Annotated in this window: 15 protein-coding genes; 10 read left to right on the forward strand and 5 right to left on the reverse strand. The window is 47.4% G+C overall.

From position 1 onward, the window contains the following. Positions 1-17: 17 nt before the first annotated feature. From KQJ23_RS08225 to KQJ23_RS08240, 4 genes are read left to right on the forward strand one after another with little or no spacing between them, the layout of a single operon-like run. On the forward strand, positions 18-2,252 hold the full coding sequence (locus KQJ23_RS08225; protein WP_249529609.1) for a hypothetical protein: 2,235 nt from the start codon (positions 18-20) through the stop codon (positions 2,250-2,252). Beyond that, positions 2,221-3,207: a pilus assembly protein gene (locus KQJ23_RS08230; protein WP_216478365.1), complete on the forward strand. Its 987-nt coding sequence runs from the start codon at positions 2,221-2,223 to the stop codon at positions 3,205-3,207. The genes KQJ23_RS08225 and KQJ23_RS08230 overlap by 32 nt, the downstream gene beginning before the upstream one ends. 15 nt (positions 3,208-3,222) lie before the next feature. Then, positions 3,223-3,735 (forward strand): A24 family peptidase, encoded by a 513-nt coding sequence (locus tag KQJ23_RS08235; RefSeq protein ID WP_216478366.1) that lies wholly within the window; start codon positions 3,223-3,225, stop codon positions 3,733-3,735. 21 nt (positions 3,736-3,756) lie between these two features. Further along, positions 3,757-5,292: a DUF6382 domain-containing protein gene (locus tag KQJ23_RS08240; protein ID WP_216478367.1), complete on the forward strand. Its 1,536-nt coding sequence runs from the start codon at positions 3,757-3,759 to the stop codon at positions 5,290-5,292. 902 nt (positions 5,293-6,194) lie between these two features. On the opposite strand, the gene KQJ23_RS08245 is transcribed toward KQJ23_RS08240, so the two are convergent. Then, on the reverse strand, positions 6,195-7,019 hold the full coding sequence (locus KQJ23_RS08245; protein WP_216478368.1) for a hypothetical protein: 825 nt from the start codon (positions 7,017-7,019) through the stop codon (positions 6,195-6,197). 2,241 nt (positions 7,020-9,260) lie between these two features. Between KQJ23_RS08245 and KQJ23_RS08250 the strand changes: the two genes are divergently transcribed. Next, the gene (locus tag KQJ23_RS08250) at positions 9,261-10,085 is read left to right on the forward strand and encodes an FHA domain-containing protein (protein ID WP_216478369.1); all 825 of its coding nucleotides are present in this window, start codon (positions 9,261-9,263) and stop codon (positions 10,083-10,085) included. A 169-nt stretch (positions 10,086-10,254) separates the two neighbouring features. Here KQJ23_RS08250 and KQJ23_RS08255 read toward each other — a convergent pair whose 3' ends face one another. From KQJ23_RS08255 to KQJ23_RS08270, 4 genes are all read right to left on the reverse strand, one after another. After that, on the reverse strand, positions 10,255-11,472 hold the full coding sequence (locus KQJ23_RS08255) for an S-layer homology domain-containing protein (RefSeq protein WP_216478370.1): 1,218 nt from the start codon (positions 11,470-11,472) through the stop codon (positions 10,255-10,257). 161 nt (positions 11,473-11,633) lie between these two features. Further along, on the reverse strand, positions 11,634-12,914 hold the full coding sequence (locus KQJ23_RS08260) for an MFS transporter (protein ID WP_216478371.1): 1,281 nt from the start codon (positions 12,912-12,914) through the stop codon (positions 11,634-11,636). Then, positions 12,911-13,798, reverse strand: coding sequence for an ArsR family transcriptional regulator (locus KQJ23_RS08265; RefSeq protein ID WP_216478372.1), 888 nt, complete (start codon positions 13,796-13,798; stop codon positions 12,911-12,913). Before KQJ23_RS08265 ends, KQJ23_RS08260 begins: the two co-directional genes overlap by 4 nt. Positions 13,799-14,263: 465 nt before the next feature. Then, on the reverse strand, positions 14,264-14,731 hold the full coding sequence (locus KQJ23_RS08270) for a DUF2621 domain-containing protein (RefSeq protein WP_216478373.1): 468 nt from the start codon (positions 14,729-14,731) through the stop codon (positions 14,264-14,266). Between the two features lie 128 nt (positions 14,732-14,859). Between KQJ23_RS08270 and KQJ23_RS08275 the strand changes: the two genes are divergently transcribed. From KQJ23_RS08275 to KQJ23_RS08295, 5 genes are all read left to right on the forward strand, one after another. Continuing rightward, positions 14,860-15,972, forward strand: coding sequence for a deoxyribonuclease IV (locus KQJ23_RS08275; protein ID WP_216478374.1), 1,113 nt, complete (start codon positions 14,860-14,862; stop codon positions 15,970-15,972). 104 nt (positions 15,973-16,076) lie between these two features. Continuing rightward, positions 16,077-16,976: a formyltetrahydrofolate deformylase gene (gene purU / locus KQJ23_RS08280; protein ID WP_216478375.1), complete on the forward strand. Its 900-nt coding sequence runs from the start codon at positions 16,077-16,079 to the stop codon at positions 16,974-16,976. 184 nt (positions 16,977-17,160) lie between these two features. After that, positions 17,161-19,539, forward strand: a complete 2,379-nt coding sequence (locus KQJ23_RS08285) for a DUF7408 domain-containing protein (RefSeq protein WP_216478376.1) — start codon at positions 17,161-17,163, stop codon at positions 19,537-19,539. Next, the gene (locus tag KQJ23_RS08290) at positions 19,532-20,470 is read left to right on the forward strand and encodes an ABC transporter ATP-binding protein (protein WP_216478377.1); all 939 of its coding nucleotides are present in this window, start codon (positions 19,532-19,534) and stop codon (positions 20,468-20,470) included. The genes KQJ23_RS08285 and KQJ23_RS08290 overlap by 8 nt, the downstream gene beginning before the upstream one ends. Continuing rightward, positions 20,457-21,467: an ABC transporter permease gene (locus tag KQJ23_RS08295; RefSeq protein WP_216478378.1), complete on the forward strand. Its 1,011-nt coding sequence runs from the start codon at positions 20,457-20,459 to the stop codon at positions 21,465-21,467. The genes KQJ23_RS08290 and KQJ23_RS08295 overlap by 14 nt, the downstream gene beginning before the upstream one ends. Positions 21,468-21,664: the final 197 nt, after the last annotated feature.

A 21,664-nucleotide genomic window follows, 5' to 3' on the forward strand; every position in this document is an offset into this window, starting at 1 on the left:
GCTTGGAGGTGACGTTATTGAAAAGATGGAGAAATCATCCCGAGGCAGGCAGTGTATCCGTATTTTTGATTATGATCTTTGCTGCGGTATTTGCCTTTGTTGCCATTTTCATTGATTTTGCCAGAATGTCGGCGCTGCAGGCAAAGACAGAGCTGCTGGTGCGCTCTGCATCACGTTCTGTGCTCTCGGCTTACGATCCGATACTTCTGGAGCGATACGGCTTATTTGCCTTTGGTGAAACAGATGAGAATTACCTTATGTCCAAGGTGCTGAGCGACCAGCTGAACTATATGAGGCGAAGCGACTCCTTTCCGATTGTGGATGTTCGGCTGGATGAATCTACAGTAGAGCTGGGGCGGCAGCTTGGTAAATATGAAGTGTTTGAACAGCAGATTCGGGAACAGATGAAGTATCGTGCCCCGATTGACTTCTCTATCGATATTATTAATCGCTTTAAGCCGATGTCGGAGGCGATGAAGGAGGCTTCCAACACGGTAGATTTACTTGGAAAGCTGCAGAAGCTGTACGACCGTCGAGAAGCCAAGCTGGATGAATTGCTGAACGGACAAGCCTCAGCGGCTCAGTCAGCAGCTCAGTTGGCTGCCTTGCTTCCAAGAACCGGTTCAGGTTCCGGCAGCAGTCAATCAGGCTTTTCAACTGCGGAGCAACTGGTGTCAGGGTACAGCAATTATGTCTCGATGATTGAGGCTGAGCGGGCACGCAGAGAAGCTTCTGAGCATTCAGGAGGAGAACAGGAAGAAGATGATAGTTATGCTTTGGAAATTAGCCGGTACCAGCAGTCGGCTTCGCTTCTGTTTAGCGAGATGAATGACCGTAATAATGCTGCAAAGCAGCTTCATAATGTTGTGCTTTCTAAGTCAAAGGAGCTCTTGCAAGAAATTAGAAGCTTGAATGCGGAAATGCTGCTTCTGATCGAGAAGGCGGAGCAACGTCCTGAGCAGGAGGCTTATAACAAGGTGGGAAGCGGTGAGGGTTTACCGGTCTCCGGAAAAGAAGAAATCGCTCCGCTTCGTGCTCAAAGCCGCAAGCTGCTGCTTTCTGATTCATTATTGAATGATATTTCAGCGGGAATTGAGGCGCAGACTGAGCGGATCATTTCGTTATCAGGCGCTGCAAGCGCATTTTTATCTATGGAAGGCTCGGTTCTGTCTGCGTCGGCTTCAGAGTCGGCACTTCATTCTGCGGTTGAACATGCGAGAAAAGAAGCTGATAAGTACTTGACTGAATTTGTTGATGCCGGATCTGGAAACCGTCTGCAGCGAATCAATGCAATCATCGAAGAGTACCGCGGATCAGACAAGGAACGCAAAGAGACCGAAAAGAAGGCCGAGGATAAACTGGATGAAGCTAAAGGGCTTCTTGGCCGAATTGATAATCTGAAGGAGGAATCGCAGCAGAATCAGGAGCAGTTTGATCTGCTAGAGTCCTTTTACAAGGCGAACAAAGATATGAATCAAGCTGAGGATAGCGATAATGCGCGAAAGAACGGCATCAAGAGTGATCCATATGAAGCCGGAGGAGCGGCGATGGGCGGAATGGATTCCTTCTATGGTGGAATTGCAGCACTGATGGACAGTATGTCGGACAATCTTTTTCAAGCAGAATACATAACAGGCTATTTCAATCATTTCAATTTGAAGGAGCTTCAGGGAACGATCGACTCCTCGGGGGGAGAGTCTGGTCCATCTGGCGCTGCAGATTTCTCCGTGGAGAGCCAGGAGATTGAATATATTCTCTATGGATTTCATTCTCCCCAAGGCAATATTGCCGCCGCGTACGGGGAGATTTTCGCGATGCGTCTGGCGATTCGGACGATGGAGGGGCTGCTCAAAAACTCGAAGAACGGGAACCCGTTGCTGATTGTGGCTGGAGCGCTTCTCTACGGCGTAGAACACGCTATTAAGGACATGATCTCACTGACGAAGGACGGATATCTGGAGCTAAGTGATTATCTGAAGGTCAAGCTGACCTATAGGGATCACTTGCGTATATTTCTAATGCTTCATGGTCCTGGCAAGTCTCGGTTGTCACGTATGCTGGCTGTTATTCGCCTGAATACCGGGGTGCCTGTTGATGAGAGGGAAACCTATGTGAGTGCCAAGCTGACGACGGCTATTCCGCTATGGTTCCTCCCTGGAATAGCAAGTCTGATGGGGAATACGGGGATTCTGAAGGGTAAAGTGGAAGGGACAAGATATTATGCGGAGAAACAAGCAGACTTTTCATACTAGATCCCTGGGCGAAGTGCGCGGAAGCATTGTACTGGAAGCGACCCTGGTTATGCCTATGTTCGTGATGGTGCTGTTCTTGTTTATCTATATGATTCAAATGACCCTTGTCGCTACCCAACTGCATGCTGTGACATCGAATGCGGTCAGACAAGTATCAGCACATATCTATCCGGTCGCGCTTGCAGTTGCTTCTTCCCGGATGGAGGAGGATCAAAGTGTGAGCACGAACAAATCGTTATCGCTTGAACGCATCTATGACTTTTCTCTATCAGAATGGTCGTCACAGTATGCCTCCAAGCTGCCTTCTCCGGTATCGGAGTGGGTTCAGGCAGCTGTGAAGAAGGGCGAAGCCCCCCTTCAAGACCTTAAGGGAAATGCTGCAGAGGCGGTTCTGGACCCTGTTATCAAGCCGCTCCTGAGTCCATTTCTGCAGACGGCCTCCTTAAATGAAGACAGATTACATGTAAGCAGAGTTACGATTCCGGACTTGCGGACAGGAAAGACCCCGTACTTTGGGCTGGAGGTCAGCTATGTGCTGCCGATCAAGGTTCCTTTTACCGGGCAATCGATTCGGATTCAGGCTCGGGCAGAGGAACGGTTGTGGATTGGAGATACAGATGAGCTGGGTAACAAGAATTCAGATGGCGAGTCAGATACAGGGACTGCGGCCAAGGTACTATCCAAGCCAAATCCGGCTTATGCAGGCCACAGGGCTGAAGTGAAAGCATTAGTCAAGCCAGGATCGGCTGCAACGATGACTGTTTATTACAAGAGCGGGGTCAGCCAAGCTAAGTATTTAGGGGAAGCCAAGGCAGACGAGGATGGAATCATTTCATGGAATTGGCTCGTAGGAGGCAATACCACTCCTGGGGAATGGACTTTCGTCATTGCAACAGAAGATGGAGTTCGGACCACAGAGCAGTTCCATGTCGAGAGCCCACGATCCAAAGAATAGGAGGAATGATAGAATATGAATCTGTCATGGGAATATATCGGATGCTTCATCATGTTAGGAACGGCATTTGCTACGGACATCAAATCTATGAAAATTCCAAATTGGATTACGATTAGCGGGCTGGTAACAGGCATAGTTGCTCATCTGCTCCAAAATGGTTGGCCCGGAGGGTGGTTTTCACTCCAAGGAGCTGGGGCAGGCTTCGGCTTGATGCTTCTGATGTATTGGTGCGGAGCGGTCGGCGGAGGAGATGTCAAGCTTTTTGCAGGGATTGGCGCTTGGACGGGCACACTGCTTACCCTGCAGATTTTGTTCTATTCTGTGATGGCCGCAGGATTAATCGGTTTGGTTGTCTTGTTGTTTAGAAGAGAGATGTTTTCCCGGATCAGAGCTCTGTTTGCACGTATCTTTTCTGCCCTTATGCTGCGCAGTATTGATCCTCTTCGGATTGCTGGCAAGAGTCAACTCCGGATTCCATTCATGCTGGCAGTCCTGCCGGGAGCCATTCTGACCGTTACCTTATATTAGTAGGATCGAGGTGTATGAACTGTGGTACTGCTGACCGACTTTACCAGAGATGACGGTATATTTATGCACTTGACCGGCAAGGAGCCTTTGAAGGGAGCACAGATGAATCGTGTTCAACGCATGATGCTGTCTTCTGTGGCAATCCCTCATTTGCTTCCGTTTATCGTTCGCGAGGTCGATGATGATGTAAGTCTTCAATATAATATTACAGGCAAAAAGATGCTGTCCCAATGCCTGAGACAGGACAAGCTGGAATTGACGGAGTTCTACAGTCTCCTGCTGCAAATTGTGACCGTGCTGGAAGAGAGTAGGCAGTATATGCTTTCACCGGATCAGTTTTATTTGGACGAGGACTATATTTTTGTGGAAGAGCCTTTATCCTTGGCGGTATTACACTTCACGTATGTGCCTTTGAAGCAGGCGATCAGGGAAGAGCCGCTGCCCCAGGTGTTTTTAAAGCTGGTTACCAAAATTATGGCATGCGTGGATAATATGAATGGAAACGGTATTCAGAAGCTGCTTCGCTGGTGCTCTGATGATCGATTCACCCTGGCAGAGACAAGACAATTGATCAGTAATTTCATAACCGATACGGGCCCGCAGCAGCCCGAGCCCAATAAGATTGAAGCCCAATTCAAGGTTAAGGAATATGTTAGAACGAATGAAGAACAGGCACAGTCTCCGGTTGTCTCTCCGTCTCCAGAGTGGAGGATGCCCGTGGCGCCACAATGGAAGATGCCGAAAGCCCCGATGTTTTCCGATGAGGGAGAGGAAGAAGAATACGAGCGGGGGCCGCAATCCTCGTCGGTGAAAACTTATATTGTCCTTGGAACTGTATTGGCTGCGGCTATGCTTTGGAAATTCGTATATCTGGATCATCCGGGGACCGGATCATTATGGATAAGTCTGCTAGGAACGCTGCTCTTGACAGGGGGAATCCTGCTAAGCCGAATTGGCTTCAAGCTGCCTCTTCCCAAAATCGGAATACATAAAAACGTAGAACAAGAAGAGCAAGCAGAGCAGAATAACGGCTTGGGTGCATACCGGTATCCACTAGATGAGGATGAATTGTCGCTGCTAAGCAATTGGGTAAGGGATGAAAAGCCGGTCACGGTTCAAGAGGAAGTCCAGGTACGTAAAGAAATTGAGAAAAATCCTCCGGAGCTCATCGTCCGGCCGCCTCAGACTGTGTTGCTTTCAAGGAGCGGACTGGATAAAGAACATAAGATCGGTGCTGCCGCCTATTCTCTTGAGCGTACCAGCCGCGGTTCATCAGGAGGTGAGACGATTACGCTGTCCAAGGGAAGCTTCGTCATTGGAAGGTCCGAGGAGATTGCTCAATACATCGATAATACGCCGGGCGTATCACGCGCTCATGTTGAATTGATGGTCAAGACCACAGGCTGTACGCTTAAGGATCTGGGATCAAGGAACGGCACGGTACTCGGAGAGGAGCTAATGGCCCCCTATAAGGAGTACCCTCTGAGCCCCGGCGATACGTTCTCGATTGCGGGGAGCAAGTACACGCTGTGGATAGATAGTCTGTATTTCCCCTGACAAATTGAAAGCGTAAATAATGAAAGAATTGCGATCGCAACTTCTCAAGTAAAATGATCAAATGTGATCGTTTCTAAAAGTAGGTACTAAGATTATTCACATGATTCTGATAGAGTAGGAGGTGCTGATAACCAAACCAGCTCACAACTTCTTATAGAAAACGAATAAACATATGTGGACGAAAAAAGACAATAAGATTCTAAGTCGTTCCTCGAGATTGATCAGCATGGAATTACTACAAGGGATAAGAATGACGGCAAAACAATTAAAGCCACTAATCAAGAAATCCGAGCCGCGGGAATGCAAGCTTAAAAAAGGATTTCTCCGAAATGGATAATCCCCTATAACACAATCAAAAACGAAAATTAAATTTGTAGCAAACTCAATTTGCTCATCGCATAAAGTATATAGAAAAAGGAAGATGATTCTTGTGCAATAAGGATACCGTAATGTACATGTTCAAAAGCTGACCATATGGTCCCACGAAAAGTCAATCAAGCAGAAGAGCAATATTCGTATGGTTAAAGTGAAGCAGAAAATCTCTGGGACCTTTCGCACTTGGGAAGGGGGCAGCTTCATTTCAACTCTCTGTAAACAGAATCTCCCCATCTTATCTTCCCTAACGTCTGCTTTGCAGCATCAATTTCATTTTGCTATTCAATGATGACCTAAGTAGTAACAAGCTTAAGCACGAGTAGGACGTAGTTACATCCTCGGAGCTGTATGATATGCGACTACAAAGAGCGAGGGTCATATTTGATGAAGATTTTAAATAAATAATGAAGATAACCGAAGAGTACAACAGAAAATGAAAAAGAAGACAACTCAGACCGATCAGGTATGAGTGTCTTCTTATGATTAGACCTTACTCTTCATTAAAAACCAAGTAATTCAGTAAAAGATTACAATGAGCCCTCTACAACGCTTCGAATACTGTATTTTACATCTCTACTAGAAAGGCCATCCCATCTAAGCTCAGTGGTAATGCCAATTGTTTTACTGTAAGTTATTTCTTTTATTATTCCTGTAATAGTATACTCTCCAGAACTTTTAACATTTTTTGAATTATTTGTAATAACACTTGAGGATTGAGACTCAATCTTTCCTGGGAACCATGCATTTGTACCAACAGTGCTTGTGCTAGTAATTTCAATATCACTCATAGAAATTTTTCCTTTAGTAACTAAATGAAGCTCCTGGGTCTTCCATACACCCCAAAAGTCATGTCTAGCGTCGTTTGTAAAGTTATGCCCCGAGGGATTAGTATATTTTTGCCACCCTGTATCCTGAAGTATATCCATCAATCGGATATCGTCAGTAATAGGTTGGGGCTTAATTTCAACGCCTTCATCATTTTTCAAAGATTGATGTTGAATAATAAAACTTCCATCAGGCATTCTTGTTACTCTATTTCCCTCAACAGTATATGTGTGAACATTATCAACATGATTATTGATCTGTTCATTGTTATAAATGTCCAATTTGCTGAGATATTCAATATAAAGCTCAGGGTTTTGTTCAAAAATCTCTTTGTATTTCTTTACCAAAGGCAGTGATTCAACTGCATCTTCTTTACCTTGAATGACAAGGTCATATGTTTGTGAATGTAATAATTTTATTTCTTCATCATTAATCTGTGATTGTGGAGACGGATTTGCAAAAATTGATGGGGACATTACTAGTGATAAAGAGATTACGACGATGAAAGTGCTTAAAATTCTTTTCAAGGATAATTCCCTCCAATTATATTTTTTTCCTTACATTACCATTTTATACTATAATATATTTTTTTTCAACCATTTCACTTGTGATAATTTGGTTTTATGGAAAGGCTCATTCTAAAACTTAGCGTTTGAACTTTTAGACTCCGAAAATGTAGTCGATTATATTCAATTAAAATACCAGCTTTGTAGCACTTCCTATTACGAGTAAAGTAGTAAAAATGCTGGTAAGCCTAAATACGATTGTGCCGCCCTTCTAAGGTTCCGTTGGTCAATGACAATGATGGTAATTTACGATCTTAATCTGCCAATTGTGCATTGTTTTCAAGGTGTTTTGCTATGCTCTAATGGTCTATTTTCTCGCTTTGCTTGAGCCAGTGAGTAATCTCGGACAGGCAATGCATATATTCGATGAACAGTCATATCACCGATAAAAGTTTCCTTCTATTTTTATGCACTTCAATTACAGCTAGAGAAGGTGAACAGTGTTAACTCAGCTCTGTTCTTTCAGGTAGGCAGTCGGCGAGGGGATTCAGCAGTTGATGATTCTTTCAAGGTCACCTTTGCCCTTAAGATATGGGCTGCTGAACCGACGTACAGACTTTCTGGACACTTGCAATGACATAACTATTAACATGGAATTGATTCGCAATATGAACTTGCTCTAAAATCATTTTCTGCTCCAGGCATGACGCCTGCCCCCAACTAATCACAACTGTTTTGGGTTTCAGCACCAGATAGATAGTCGGTATGCTGTCGAGCTTAGGCAAGCAGGTCTTTGAACTTGCGGAAAATCAGTAAATTTCAGCATCGCTTCGCTCCAGAGATTGTTTGTTCATCCGTTCTAAAGTAATATGCAGTTCTCCAACTTCTCGCTATGCGTCCGCTTTGACTTAGAAACTTACTGACCAATCTCCCTGGTGCGGCTGGCTTCCACCCATTCAAAAGGTGAAACGGAAGGCAGCCAATTTATGGAGACTGGAACTGAATTGAGCTTCGTGAGTAGTCGGCAAGGAAAGGATAGTTCCCTACGTGAAAGACCCAGAACTTGCAGGAGGAGTATACCGAACGAATGAAGAAGACACAGACGACAAGTTCATTCATTAATCAACAAGAGGTATCACTGAGCAAACTTGGAAATGGAGTGAGAATCGGTGAGAGCAAACGGAGGAATCGACAAAGTTGCTATCCCGAAATTCCAAGAAGTAGCAGAAGATGAACGTGAACGATTGCACGAAGTACTGAAAGAGGGCACGTATAGACCGATGACAGTCAGACGAAACCTCTTATTCCTAAGGAAGGGGAAACCCCGATAGAAACGTCCGCTCGGTACCCCGGCTATCCGGAAAGGGTTGTCAGCAAACGCTTAAAAATAGGATTGAACCGAGTAAAACCAGATTAATCGAGTTTGGAAGATTTGCGAGCAAACATAGCCAAAGAAAATGGAAGAAGCCGGATCGCCCTATTACTGAATGCGCAGCAAACCGGCAAGGGAATTTCATGGTTGGGATAAAGACAGAGAAGAATTGACTGAAGCAAAGTATAGGAAACATGCCGGAATCCATTGAGAAGAATGCACCATGAACTGCTTAAGGTCCAGACAAAGAGGATGAACCGAATATTGTAAGGACATTATGCCTATTATGGAATGGCAGGCAACATGAGGTATCTGAGCAAGTCTACGCTACAGCTGTCACCTACTTGGAGGAAAGTGCTCAGAAGACGAAGCTGAAAGAGCTAAGTAACCTAGAAAAAATACCAGCGATTGTGTTCAGTGTTTCCACTAATACGACCGAAAATCTTCATCCCATAACAACCGATTGGAGACAAACGCGATGCCTAAAGCCAGTTCTGAGGATCCCGGCGCGGGAAACCACCACGCAGGGTTCTGTGGGGATTTGGGTTACAAGTTGGTGATCCTTCTACCCGGAGGGCTGGGATCCACCCAGCCTTTCTCTCTAGGGAGGTTTGTCCCAGCCTCATTTTCTCTTTTTTCTTTTGATAATTAACGTACATAGGGCGATTATAATCCCTAATATCACCAATTGTAGCACGACATTTTGCCAAATAATAGTGATATCAATCCCTCCTATTATAATTTATTAAATGTTACCATAAATGATATTTTTATTCAAAAGACTAAGAACTTATTTGCTTTTAAATGATAGTTATATATCTTCTTTGGCTCGGGCTGCTGAACAGGCACAGTCTCCGGCTGTCTCTCCGTCTCCAGAGTGGAGGATGCCCGTGGCGCCACAATGGAAGATGCCGAAAGCCCCGATGTTTTCCGATGAGGGAGAGGAAGAAGAATACGAGCGGGGGCCGCAATCCTCGTCGGTGAAAACTTATATTGTCCTTGGAACTGTATTGGCTGCGGCTATGCTTTGGAAATTCGTATATCTGGATCATCCGGGGACCGGATCATTATGGATAAGTCTGCTAGGAACGCTGCTCTTGACAGGGGGAATCCTGCTAAGCCGAATTGGCTTCAAGCTGCCTCTTCCCAAAATCGGAATACATAAAAACGTAGAACAAGAAGAGCAAGCAGAGCAGAATAACGGCTTGGGTGCATACCGGTATCCACTAGATGAGGATGAATTGTCGCTGCTAAGCAATTGGGTAAGGGATGAAAAGCCGGTCACGGTTCAAGAGGAAGTCCAGGTACGTAAAGAAATTGAGAAAAATCCTCCGGAGCTCATCGTCCGGCCGCCTCAGACTGTGTTGCTTTCAAGGAGCGGACTGGATAAAGAACATAAGATCGGTGCTGCCGCCTATTCTCTTGAGCGTACCAGCCGCGGTTCATCAGGAGGTGAGACGATTACGCTGTCCAAGGGAAGCTTCGTCATTGGAAGGTCCGAGGAGATTGCTCAATACATCGATAATACGCCGGGCGTATCACGCGCTCATGTTGAATTGATGGTCAAGACCACAGGCTGTACGCTTAAGGATCTGGGATCAAGGAACGGCACGGTACTCGGAGAGGAGCTAATGGCCCCCTATAAGGAGTACCCTCTGAGTCCTGGCGATACGTTCTCGATTGCGGGGAGCAAGTACACGCTGCTAATAGCGTAACGGAATATGATTCTATTAAGCATGGATAATCCATGTTGGGGCGCCTTATTTCCTGTATTTGCAGTCCAAATCAAAAATTTAATTCCGCAAAAAAAGGCCTTATCTCCGCTGCATCGCGGGAATAAGGCCCTTTATAAATACAAAATGATTAGAATATCGGTCAGAAGCTTTATTCAAAAAGCCACTCATCGTAATATTCCGAATAGTCAAAATCCGGGTCTCCGACAAAAATCATGACCGGATAATACCCGTCTTCGTCAAGCTGCTCGGGAAAGCGAGCTTTGCCTTCGACATCGATAAACCCGGCACCGCGTGCGCTTAAGGTGATCGTGGAGTTATTGCTGAATTGCTCGTAGGTGTATTTAGTCGTCTCTCCATTGATCGTGACGAATACATCCATGGGATAATTGGATTGAATCCGAATTCTCACATGTTCAAGCTTGGTTCCGGGATGCTTCGCCCACTCAGGCGATTCCGCCAAAACAATGGTCTCATAAATAGCGTTGGATTGGAGGGTGCCGCCAAAGCCGTTTTCTCCTCCCGGACGCAGGTATGAACCCGAAAGGGCTTCTTCTTCCTTATCCCCGATATATGCGTAATCTTCTCCAACCACGGTCAGCATGCGATTCAGAATCGTTACGATTTCTGCACGGCTAACAGGTTTATTTGGGTAAAAATAACCGTTTGAATTAGGGGTAATAATGCCATGCTTTACGAATCGGTACAGTGCAGATGCTTTTGAATAGTCCAGCTCGGTGGCCCAGTCCGTGTCGGTATTATTTCCTGTCATGTCCATCTTCGGACTCATCAGGGACAAGGGCAGATTTTTTTGCTCATACGCATCGTAGGACGCATATTTCGTTACTGGAATATCTTTAATAGCTGATAGCTGATTCGATACCTCCGGTGCAGAAAGTAAATCGAAATTCAGACCATCCATCCGTGTGAACAGCGCGTCTAATGTCATCATTACTTCCCAACGGGTCATTTGTTTGTCCGGCTTGTAGGCATATTCCAAATCGCTGTTGAAATCCTGCTCATCGGCGGCGTAAATCGGCCAAGTCGTACTGTACAGCTCGGAAAATTCCTTGCTGGCCCAATGATTCTCGGGCACACCGGAGATGGCCTGAGGATCGGGATGATGCAGCAGAGGGAAGAGGCGGTATACCATGACCGTAAATTGGGCCTTGGTAACAGACATGGCGGGACGGAAAGTACCGTCAGGATAACCTGTTAGTACGCCGCGTTCGTTCATGACATCAATCGATGGTTTGGCCCAATTATAACTTGCATTCCCATCGACATCCTTAAAGCCCGCAAATGCTGGCGTTACCAAAGCCACAGAAAGAAAAATAGAAGCCATGGAGGTCAGAAGCAGCTTTCTCATAACAAACTCCTTTAATTCGTAATGTCTGAATGTAAGTTGGACGAAGAGTTGAAGTTCGTCATCGCTCCAGCCAACCTAGTTTACCAAATTGCGGATAGAGCTTCATTGAAATAAATGTAAATTGACTGAATTACATTAACCTGGCTTTGCATGATAATACACTATGCATGCCCGCTCGTCGCCGCCCTGGTCTCATTACAAGAATGGTCGACAGCAAATCTGTCTGCTACCTCCTCAAGCGGCCCATTCAGCATCCGCAGCGATGGCGAGAAGAAAGCCGAAACAGAGCAGACTAGGGATACGATCCCTACGCCTGCAAACAACGCCGGAATACCATAGCTTTGACCGATAACGCCCCCAAGTCCCCCGCCAACCGGATGTAGCGAGCCGCCGATCAGATAGCGAATCGAATTGACACGCCCCTGCATCTCTTCGGGCACAAGCCTTCCGTACAATGCTGAGCTGAGCGAGGAAAAGAACGGCGCCGCTGCGCCGCTTAACGACACTAGCACAATCGCACCGCCATATGAGCTTGTGAAACCGAGCAGCAGCGTCAGCAGCCCGATGACAGCAAGACTCCCGGGCATCCACATACTCCTTCTGTGCAGATCACCCACCATAGCTACTGACGCAACGCCGAGCAGCGCGCCCAGCGACGAGAAGGTCGTCAATAGCCCGATCGCGGCTGGTCCTTGTTGTAAAATCTCCGTCCCATAAGGAACCATCATCGTCCATACGGCAGCAGAGCCCATATTGCTGATCGAGACAAGCAGCATTACGAGCAGAATCGGACGGTATTGCTTAAAAAATGAAAAACCCTGTAACAGCTCGTGTACATATCCAGTGCTGTTGTCCCCTTTGACCTCCTTCTGTATGACAAAGGAGGCCTTCGGAATCATGAATAGCAGTCCGATTGCTACGCCGTAGATGACGGCGTTGATCCCCAGCGCATAGAGCGAGCCGTAGAGTGCGGTTGCTCCTCCGGCGAGTGAAGGACCCAATAGGGCAGCTGCTCCGCGGCAGCCCTCCATGATCGCGAAGGCACGGACCAATATCCCTTTCGGTGCTATGCTGGGCAGAGCGGCGGATGCCGCAGGAAGGTACAGTGCGGAGCAAGCGCCCAGAACTCCTGCTGTTATGAATAGGTGCCAGACCTGGAGCGAGCCCAGAGTCGCTGCTAATAGAGGAAGAACAGCGGCACTGGCCTTGATTGCGGCGAGCACAATCAACAGCCTTCCTCTGTTTATGCGGTCAGTGAGCGGAGCGCCAACCAAACGTATGACCAGCTCAGGTATGCCTGCACAGAGGGCAAGTGCACCCATTGACAGCTTCGAGCCTGTCAGATCATATACCATCCATTCCATGGCAAGCAGCCCGAAGGCGTCCCCGAGCGTAGTAAAAAAAGCGGCTCCGAGCAACCACGCAAACCTGAGCCGTCTCATCCCTTTTCCTCAAGTCGGTCCTCTGTATCCTGTTGCAGTTGCAGATAACTGCTCAGCTGCGAGGTCAAGGCGGTAATGCCAGAAGGGCGCAGGCTGTACTGGGTTGAACGAGGATAGACGTGAACCTTCACAAATCCTGCAGCGCGCAGCAGTACCAGATGATAATGAATGGTGCTCTTGGAGATGCCGATATGCTTCACAATTTCCGAGAAGCTTGCCTCCGGATTATTGCGCAGGTAGTGTAAAATGCGAAGGCGGGAATCATCGGAGAGAGCCCGTGTCATACGACTGAGAAGCGGCGGCGGAAAATCCGCTTCCGACAGGACAGCGTCGCACGGATAGGATGTAATTGCAAGATTCGGATAGAAGCTGGAGTTGTTATAGGGCCGCATATGGTGTTGCGGAATAAGCAGAACCCGCTGCCCAGCCTCCTTCGGATGCAACGCCATTCCGTTTGTAAGCTGCTCATACAGTTCATCCGCAGGCAGTCGGGAGATTAACTGTCTCACCCGTTCTGCTTCACGGTTCAGTCCATCCAGTATCTCGGGCTTCACCTGGCTGAAGCAGTATGTGTTCCAATCTTCGAGAGCATCTGCCGCTGCATCGCGCAGTTCTCCCAGATTGGGCGGCACAGCTTCACCGGTTGAAGCCATCCGCTCATACAATTCGCCGGGGTTCAGTGATCTAAGCCATCCGATAAATGCTTCTGGAGTACGTGGACCGGGACAGCAGGACACAAACAACTGGAAGTCAAAATTTTCAATTTCAGGATGATTCCCTAGTCGAGCCCGCACTTCAGGCGGCAGGAGCAAATTCATTTCCTTGATCCAGCCGGCCCCTGACTCTAGCGCTTTGTGATTAGCTTTTCTCAAATAAGCCTGCAAACTGGTGGCACATTCGTGTGCTGGGGCAAAATCAACTTCAAGCAAAAAAGATTCTGACACTATAGTTCACCCTCTTATTTGTTCTATATTTATAGAACTAAATTATAATTCTATAATATACGAACTTAAGGGGTGTTGTAAATGACTTCTTAATATACATGCTATAAGGAGTTGCAGAATATATCGGGGAGGAATTCATTCGCAGGCTTACTCTCAACACATCTAGCATATAAAAAAGGCGATCCCCCGGCTGACATCAGCCGAGGGAATCGCCCTTATTCATCGTTCTTTTGATGAATTAGAATGCTTCTATATAAGTTGAACTAAAAAAGCTGCGTAGAAAGGGCATAAATGTGAAGTGTTACAAGCTTTCTGCAAGAAAGCTACTTCGGAAGCATACAGCGTAGCGTTCGACTTTATGAGCGGAATTCTGCCTTAATAATGGCTTCGTTCAACTTGTATGCTTTATTTATTGATAAGGTGCTTATAGGGCTGATAGTCAATTTGATTCTTCTCCAGAAACCGGACGAGGAATTTATTGTCTCGTCTTGGCGTGGCTACAATGTATCCTTTAATGCAGTGATCACGCGTTACTTCCGACGCCTGATCCTCCAGAGCGATGCGTCCGATCTCGGCAGCAATGGAGTGCTTGGCAATGTCTCTGAATGCGCTGGGAACCGGCTGGACGAGTTGATTAAGGAAGGCCTTGGCGTCCTCTGTCCATAAATGACGGCTGCTCTCTACCCAATGGTTCTGCCAGTCGAGCTTCGACCGCCCGTCGGCCTTGGGAAGCACCTTCAGAAACTTGCGGAACATAAAGAAGCCGCCAATGCACATCATGCCGAGCAGAAGGAAGGCCCAAAAAACAATGCTGTTCAGGAATAGATTACTTGGTCCGTTCGAAAGGCTGTATGCAAGGGAATGCTTAAGCATGGAAATCACCTCAATAAGTACATTTGATGATCAATTTGGTTAGAATTATACCTTATTTCTTTATTTATTTCAGCTTTCAGGCTAAAATAGGTTTGTTTAGCGATTTAATGTCCAAAAGGGGGATTAACATGCTGAAAATTGGATCCCATGTATCTTTTTCAGATAAAGGACTGCTTAGTGCGACTGCGGAAGCAGCAAGCTACGGTTCTAGCTCATTCATGATTTATACCGGTGCGCCTCAGAATACCCGGCGCAAACCGATCGAAGCCATGAATATTGCGGAAGGCAAGCTGGCGATGGAAGCTGCCGGCATAGAAGAAATCGTCGTTCATGCACCGTACATTATTAATTTGGGCTCTTACAAACCGGCGACTTATCAACTCGCTGTTGATTTCTTGCAGGAAGAGATTCGCCGGACTCATGCCCTCGGTGTAAGAAACATCGTGCTTCATCCGGGCGCTTTTACGGATATGGATGCCGGATACGGAATAGACCGTATTGCGGAAGGATTGAATGCCGTTCTGAACGGTACGGCTGAGACGGATGTGAATATCGCTTTGGAGACAATGGCCGGCAAAGGCACGGAGATGGGGCGCAGCTTCGAGGAAATCGCGGCTATGATCAACAAGGTAGAGCATAATGAGCGTTTAACGATTTGCATGGATACCTGCCATATCCATGATGCCGGTTATGATATCGTCAATGATCTTGATGGCGTGCTGCGGAAATTCGATGAGCTTATTGGGCTGGACAGGCTGGCCATAGTGCACATTAATGACAGCAAGAACCCGATTGGCTCCGGCAAGGACCGGCACACCCCGATCGGCAGCGGCTGGATCGGCTTTGAAGCCATTAACCGCATTGTGCATCATGAAGCTTTGCAAGGACGTCCATTTATTCTGGAGACGCCTTGGATCGGAAAGGATGCGAAGACACAGCGGCCGATGTATGAGATGGAGATTGCCTTACTTCGCGGCAATGTTGCCGAACGGTTCGGAGAGAGCATCCTGTCCGAGATTGAGCAATTGAAGGAATTCTTTGCAGGACAAGGAATCTATCCTCGTTCCTTTGTGCTCGATACGTGGAATTTGCTCAAATCGGACGCGAAGGCGAAAAAGGCCGATCCTCGTGAGCCTCTGGAAAGACTGTACGATCTGGTTCTGGCTGCCGGCTTGTTCCCGGATTATGCAGAGGAGCAGATCAATCAGCGCTTGGTCGCTTGGCTTGCTTCAGGGGAGTAACGCTATATAAGTTGAACTATAAAAGCTACGTTGGCCTCAGAACGTAAAATTCAGAAGTTCAACTTATCTATACTTAGAAGATAGAGATCAGGGGGCTTGGAGAGATGGACACTCATATCAAGGCGGCTTTGAAGCCAGCTAAACCTTATGAACAAAACCGGGCAAGAATGCTGATATCCTGTCCGGACGGACCCGGGATCGTAGCTGCGGTATCACATTTCCTTTATCAACATGGCGCTAATATCGTGCAGTCTGATCAGTATACGATGGACCCGGAAGGCGGCATGTTCTTCATGCGGGTCGAGTTTGATCTGCCTCAGCTGGAGTTGCGCATTGCAGGCTTACAGCAGGATTTCGCCGAGATTGCGGACAAGTTCGAGATGAAATGGCAGCTTTATCCGTTGAGTCATAAGAAGAAGTTAGCGATTTTCGTGTCCAAGGAGGATCATTGTCTTGTTGAACTGCTCTGGCAATGGCAGGCTGGTGATCTTGATGCGGAAATTACAATGGTGGTCAGCAACCACCCGGATATGAAGGAATATGTCGAATCATTCGGCATTACTTATCATTATATTCCGGTTACACCGGAGACGAAGGCTGAAGCGGAGAAACAGCAGCTGGAACTGGTAAATGGTCAAGTGGATCTGATCATTCTGGCCCGCTACATGCAAATTGTATCTCCGGCCCTGATCGAGCCGTACCGGAACCGGATCATTAATATCCATCACTCCTTCCTTCCGGCTTTTGTCGGCGGCAAGCCCTATGCTCAAGCTTATAACCGCGGTGTGAAGATTATCGGCGCTACGGCACATTATGTCACCGAAGAGCTGGACGGCGGACCGATTATTGAACAGGACGTGCAGCGGGTTAGCCACGGGGATGACGTCAACGAGTTAAAGCGGATCGGGCGCACGATTGAGCGTGTGGTTCTGGCGCGTGCCGTCAAATGGCATATCGAAGACCGGATCCTTGTTCATCAGAATAAAACAGTGGTGTTTAACTAAATATTGAAGCGATAGCATAGCCATAGACATCAGCCTCGTCAGCAGGGAATACTCCCGCTTGTCCGAGGCTTTTTTTATGAATGAACTAAGGCATACCCATTGAAGGAAACTTTTGGGTACAAGTGTACGTTATAATAACAGTAAGTCTATGGATGGAAATACAGATAGGAGAGGGGAACGAAGCGTGTATTTATCAATACCAAGAACCAATAGAAGCAGCATTTTGGCTAAGGTTGTATGTGCCTTGCTCACAGTACTGGTCCTACTGGGCATAGCGCAGCCTCTGACAGCCTGGGCAGCAGGGCCCAAGATTGCGGTAGAATCTGAACTCGGCTACAACGGGAATATTAAAATGAATGATTGGGGACCGCTTACCGTCAAGCTGACCAGTGACCAGGATATTTCCGGTGATTTGGTTGTCCAGATGGAGAATCCGTACACCGGAACGTTCTCTTCCTATGTGGAACGGGTGGATTTAACTGCGGGTACGGCCAAATCAGTTCAGTTTGCTGTTGTAGGCAACAGCTTCGGTAAGCAGAACAGCAGTATTAAATTTTACGAAGGATCGATGGAAAAAGGGGATTATATCGCTTTTTCAACCGGCCGGGCTTACATACAGAATTCAGCGGTCAACGGTTTGATGATCGGTGTTCTTGCTGCTGATCCGGATACCCTGAATTTTCTGGCACTGGGCAGCGGCATCGGGAAGACTGCATTCGTCGTTCCGCTTGAGAAGGAAAAGCTGCCTGAGAACGCCACGATGCTGTCGACAATGGATGTCATCGTTATGAACGACTATTCGGCGGATACCTTAACCGAAGATCAGATCCATGCCATTCGTACTTGGGTGAAGCGAGGCGGAACCCTTGTGCTGGCTGGAGGTCAAGGCTATGCCAAAACCGTGAAAGGCTTCGAGGACTTGTCTCCTGTGGAGGTTCAGGGCGGAACGGACGTGCTTGAACTGGATGCCTTGGCTAAAGCAAGCGGGGAGCCCCTTGTCCTTAACGGAGCCTTTCCTATCTCTAAGGGAGCTCTGAAGCAAGGAGCAATAAGCATCTACGGTACGGCAGAATTACCGCTAATCGCAGAGCAGGCGGCAGGAACAGGGGAAGTCATCTACGCGGCTTACGATATTTCCATGGACCCGGTCTATCATTGGCGTGGTCATGCGGCATTATGGCTGGATGTGCTTCAGGAACAGTTCTCGAATATTAATGGCAATTATAGATCGAACTCATCGGATTGGAATCTGTTGACCGGGTTGTCCTATATTCTGGATTACTTCCCTTCCTTGACGCTTCCGCCATTCTCATTACTGTTCTGGATGCTTGTATTATACGCGGTTGTGGTTGCTCCTCTCCTCTACTATGTGCTTAAGAAGCTTGATCGAAGAGAATGGGCCTGGGGATTGATCCCGCTGATTGCTATTACGGCAAGTGCATCGATTTACTTTGCTGGAACAAGCGGCAGATCGGACATCCGTGCCCATACGCTTAACATTATCGAGCTTGATGGACAAGGTGAGGCAGTACAATCCGCCTCTTCCGCCTTGTTTGTTCCCAAAGGAGGAGATTATAGCCTTAAGCTGCCGGCGGGAACTCGGGTAACAGTGGAACGGGAACATAACCTGATCACAGGCGGACAGATTGGCGGGGCGGATCGTCAGATGATTCGTGTCCAAGCGGATTCTACGGATTTGATCTTGCGTGAAATGACGACTCGCTCCATAGCCAAGCTGTGGATGGAGTCTTCGGAGCTGTTAAGTACCGGTGAAATGAAGATCGATTTACATTTTGACGGCCAGGGGACACTGCAAGGTACGATTGAAAATCAAACGAACAGTAACCTGGAAGAGATATTCATTATCGCGGCAAGCCGGATTTATTCCTTGGGTGAGCTCCCTCGCGGGAAGCAAGTTCAGCTCCCTACAACCTTTACTTCTGCCTATAATAACGATTACGGATCGGCAATTTTCCCTTATCAAGGCTACTCATCCGGCTCTTCCTATGAAGACAAAGAGCGGGAGCGCTCCATGATTAACCAGTATATGAATTATTCAGGCCATTACGGCGGGTATGTGCTGCTCGGCTGGAGTAAGGATTATCCTGATTCCGCAAGCAACTATACGGTTAATGGGAAAAATCCGCAGTTTGATTATTTAAATATGTGGGTTCAATCCTTCGATCCTCACTATGACCTGGATGGAGCGGTTGAGATTCCAGCAGGGGTAATTGTGCCTGAAATCTTGAACAATACGGCCACCGATTATTCCAAAGACTGGGGCAATATGATCAATATGTCTGCAGGGGAGATTACCTTTGGATTCACCTTGCCGACTGATGCAAAGGTTGAATATAACGAGATTCAAATTCAGAACTCTTTCCCTAGTAATGTAAGCATGCAGGTATGGAACGAGAGCAAGGGAGAGTGGGAAGCCATGATTACCGGACCGGCGAATGAGTATACCCGAAGCGGGATCGTCAAGGTGAAATATATTGCGACCGAGTGGACTAACTTCCCAATGCCGGAGATCATGCTGAAGGGAGAGGTATCCCATGATTGAAATCCGGAATTTAACTAAAATGTATGGTAGCTTTGCTGCCCTTCAGGATGTCAATATTTCAATTGGCAAAGGAACAGTCTTTGGCTTTGTAGGTCCAAACGGAGCGGGCAAGTCAACGACGATGTCTATTCTGGCTACGCTGCTGTCACCAACCTCTGGTTCTGCCAAGGTTGGCGGCTATGAGGTAACGGATTACCCGCAAGAAGTTCGCAAGCTGATCGGGTATATGCCCGACTTCTTCGGAGTCTATGATCAGTTTAAGACAACAGAATACTTACACTTCTACGGGGCCAGCTACGGGATTCCCCGTCAAGAGCGCGAGCAACTGATTCCCCAGCTTTTGGAGCTCGTTAATCTGAGCGATAAACAGGATGTATACGTGGACAGTCTTTCCCGCGGGATGAAGCAGCGGCTGTGTCTGGCACGCTGTCTTGTTCATGATCCCGAGGTGCTGATTCTGGATGAGCCGGCATCGGGGCTTGATCCGCGTGCGCGGATCGAGATGAGAGAAATACTCAAAGAGTTAAAGCTGATGGGCAAAACGATCATTATTTCATCTCACATCCTGCCTGAGCTGGCGGAGATGGTAGATGAAATTGGTGTTATTGAGCATGGAAGAATGGTAGCTCAAGGCAAGGTATCGGAGATTCAGAACCGGTTGCGGGTGAAGAGGGTGCTCCACATCCGGGTATTGGAACGGGCAGAGGAATTAGCAGGACAGCTTCGTGACGAGCTTCATGTGAGCCAGGTTCTGTGCGATGAGACGGGAGTCCATGTTCATTTCGGCGGAGGAGATACCGAGCAGTCGGCGTTGTTGACGAATATCCTGTCATCGGGTTATCAAGTCGTCTCCTTCCATGAAGCACAGAGCAATCTTGAGGATGTATTCCTTGAAATCACGAAAGGAGGCGGAGCGAATGAACTGGCGTAACATGGTTATGAACCCGGTGTTGGATAAGGAATTCCGGCTGCGGATGCGCTCGCCCCGTTCGGCGATTACGATCCTTGCCTATGTGCTTGTCATGGGACTTTTTGCAATGGGGATTATCTACGTGCTGACCTCCACAGGAATGACGTCCTCGCGGGTAGATTCCGGAACGAGCCGCTTGATGTTCTACGCGCTTAGTATTGCTCAGCTTGTCTTGATCGCTTTCATGACCCCTGCACTGACAGCTGGAGTCATCAGCGGAGAGCGAGAGAAGCAGACGTTGAATATGCTGCTGACAACACAGCAAAGCTCGTCCGCTATCATCCTAAGCAAGCTGGTTTCCTCACTCAGCTTCATGACGCTGATTATAGTGGCGACGCTTCCTGTTTACAGCATTGTGTTCTTGTATGGAGGAGTATCTACAGGGCAGCTTCTGCTGGTGTTCCTGTTCTATCTATTCGTTATGCTACTGTTAGGCGCCATCGGTGTATGCTTCTCTACCATATTTAAAAAGACGATTTTTGCAGTCATCATGACCTATGGAGCTGGATTGGTTATCTTTCTATTTACGGGAATTGCTTATTTGTTCGCCATGAGCATTGATCAGGCTAACTATTACAGTTCAGGTGCGCCGGTACGGGCATATTCCTGGGTGGGATATATCCTTGGATTGAATCCGGCGGGAGCATTGATCAGTATTTTCGAGCCATCGTTCTCAGAGTCTGCCTTCTTCGTACAGCGAAGCAATCTTCAGTCTTCGGCTCCGATTGCTCTGTGGCAGCAGTTCTTGCTTGTATATAGTGTTGTAATTGTCATTATGCTCTGGATTGCGATTCGCAAGATCCGCCCGGTACGCGGCAGACGGCGGAGCAAAGCCGGGCAGGTTGTTCAGGCAGCTTCTGACATACGTCATGAGGATTCAGTTGAATTGCCCCCTCAACCTGAGGAGCTTAAACAGATGGAAAAGATAGAGCCCAAAGCAACTGAACGTGAGAAATAAGGGGCTGAGTGTAGGCAAACCCTACATGAGCGAAATGCTTCCAAAGGAAGCATACCTCGTAAGCATCCGCTTGGACTTCGAGGGTGAACGCAAGATTCGATGTCGAATGACCCCCTTGAATCACTTCGTGATCCAAAGATGACTTTTTGAACTACCTCTAGGAAGGAGCCATGGAGATGGACAAGTCAGGTATAGAA

The sequence above is a fragment of the Paenibacillus brevis genome, from assembly GCF_018919145.1.
Lineage (GTDB): Bacteria > Bacillota > Bacilli > Paenibacillales > Paenibacillaceae > Fontibacillus > Fontibacillus brevis.

What these genes read in the sequence shown, in the direction of transcription:
- KQJ23_RS08230 (WP_216478365.1), top strand. Translation starts at nt 2,221, where the DNA reads ATGCGGAGAAACAAGCAGACTTTTCATACTAGATCCCTGGGCGAAGTG.
- KQJ23_RS08235 (WP_216478366.1), top strand. Translation starts at nt 3,223, where the DNA reads ATGAATCTGTCATGGGAATATATCGGATGCTTCATCATGTTAGGAACG.
- KQJ23_RS08255 (WP_216478370.1), bottom strand. Translation starts at nt 11,472, where the DNA reads ATGAGAAAGCTGCTTCTGACCTCCATGGCTTCTATTTTTCTTTCTGTG.
- KQJ23_RS08260 (WP_216478371.1), bottom strand. Translation starts at nt 12,914, where the DNA reads ATGAGACGGCTCAGGTTTGCGTGGTTGCTCGGAGCCGCTTTTTTTACT.
- KQJ23_RS08270 (WP_216478373.1), bottom strand. Translation starts at nt 14,731, where the DNA reads ATGCTTAAGCATTCCCTTGCATACAGCCTTTCGAACGGACCAAGTAAT.
- KQJ23_RS08275 (WP_216478374.1), top strand. Translation starts at nt 14,860, where the DNA reads ATGCTGAAAATTGGATCCCATGTATCTTTTTCAGATAAAGGACTGCTT.
- purU (WP_216478375.1), top strand. Translation starts at nt 16,077, where the DNA reads ATGGACACTCATATCAAGGCGGCTTTGAAGCCAGCTAAACCTTATGAA.
- KQJ23_RS08290 (WP_216478377.1), top strand. Translation starts at nt 19,532, where the DNA reads ATGATTGAAATCCGGAATTTAACTAAAATGTATGGTAGCTTTGCTGCC.
- KQJ23_RS08295 (WP_216478378.1), top strand. Translation starts at nt 20,457, where the DNA reads ATGAACTGGCGTAACATGGTTATGAACCCGGTGTTGGATAAGGAATTC.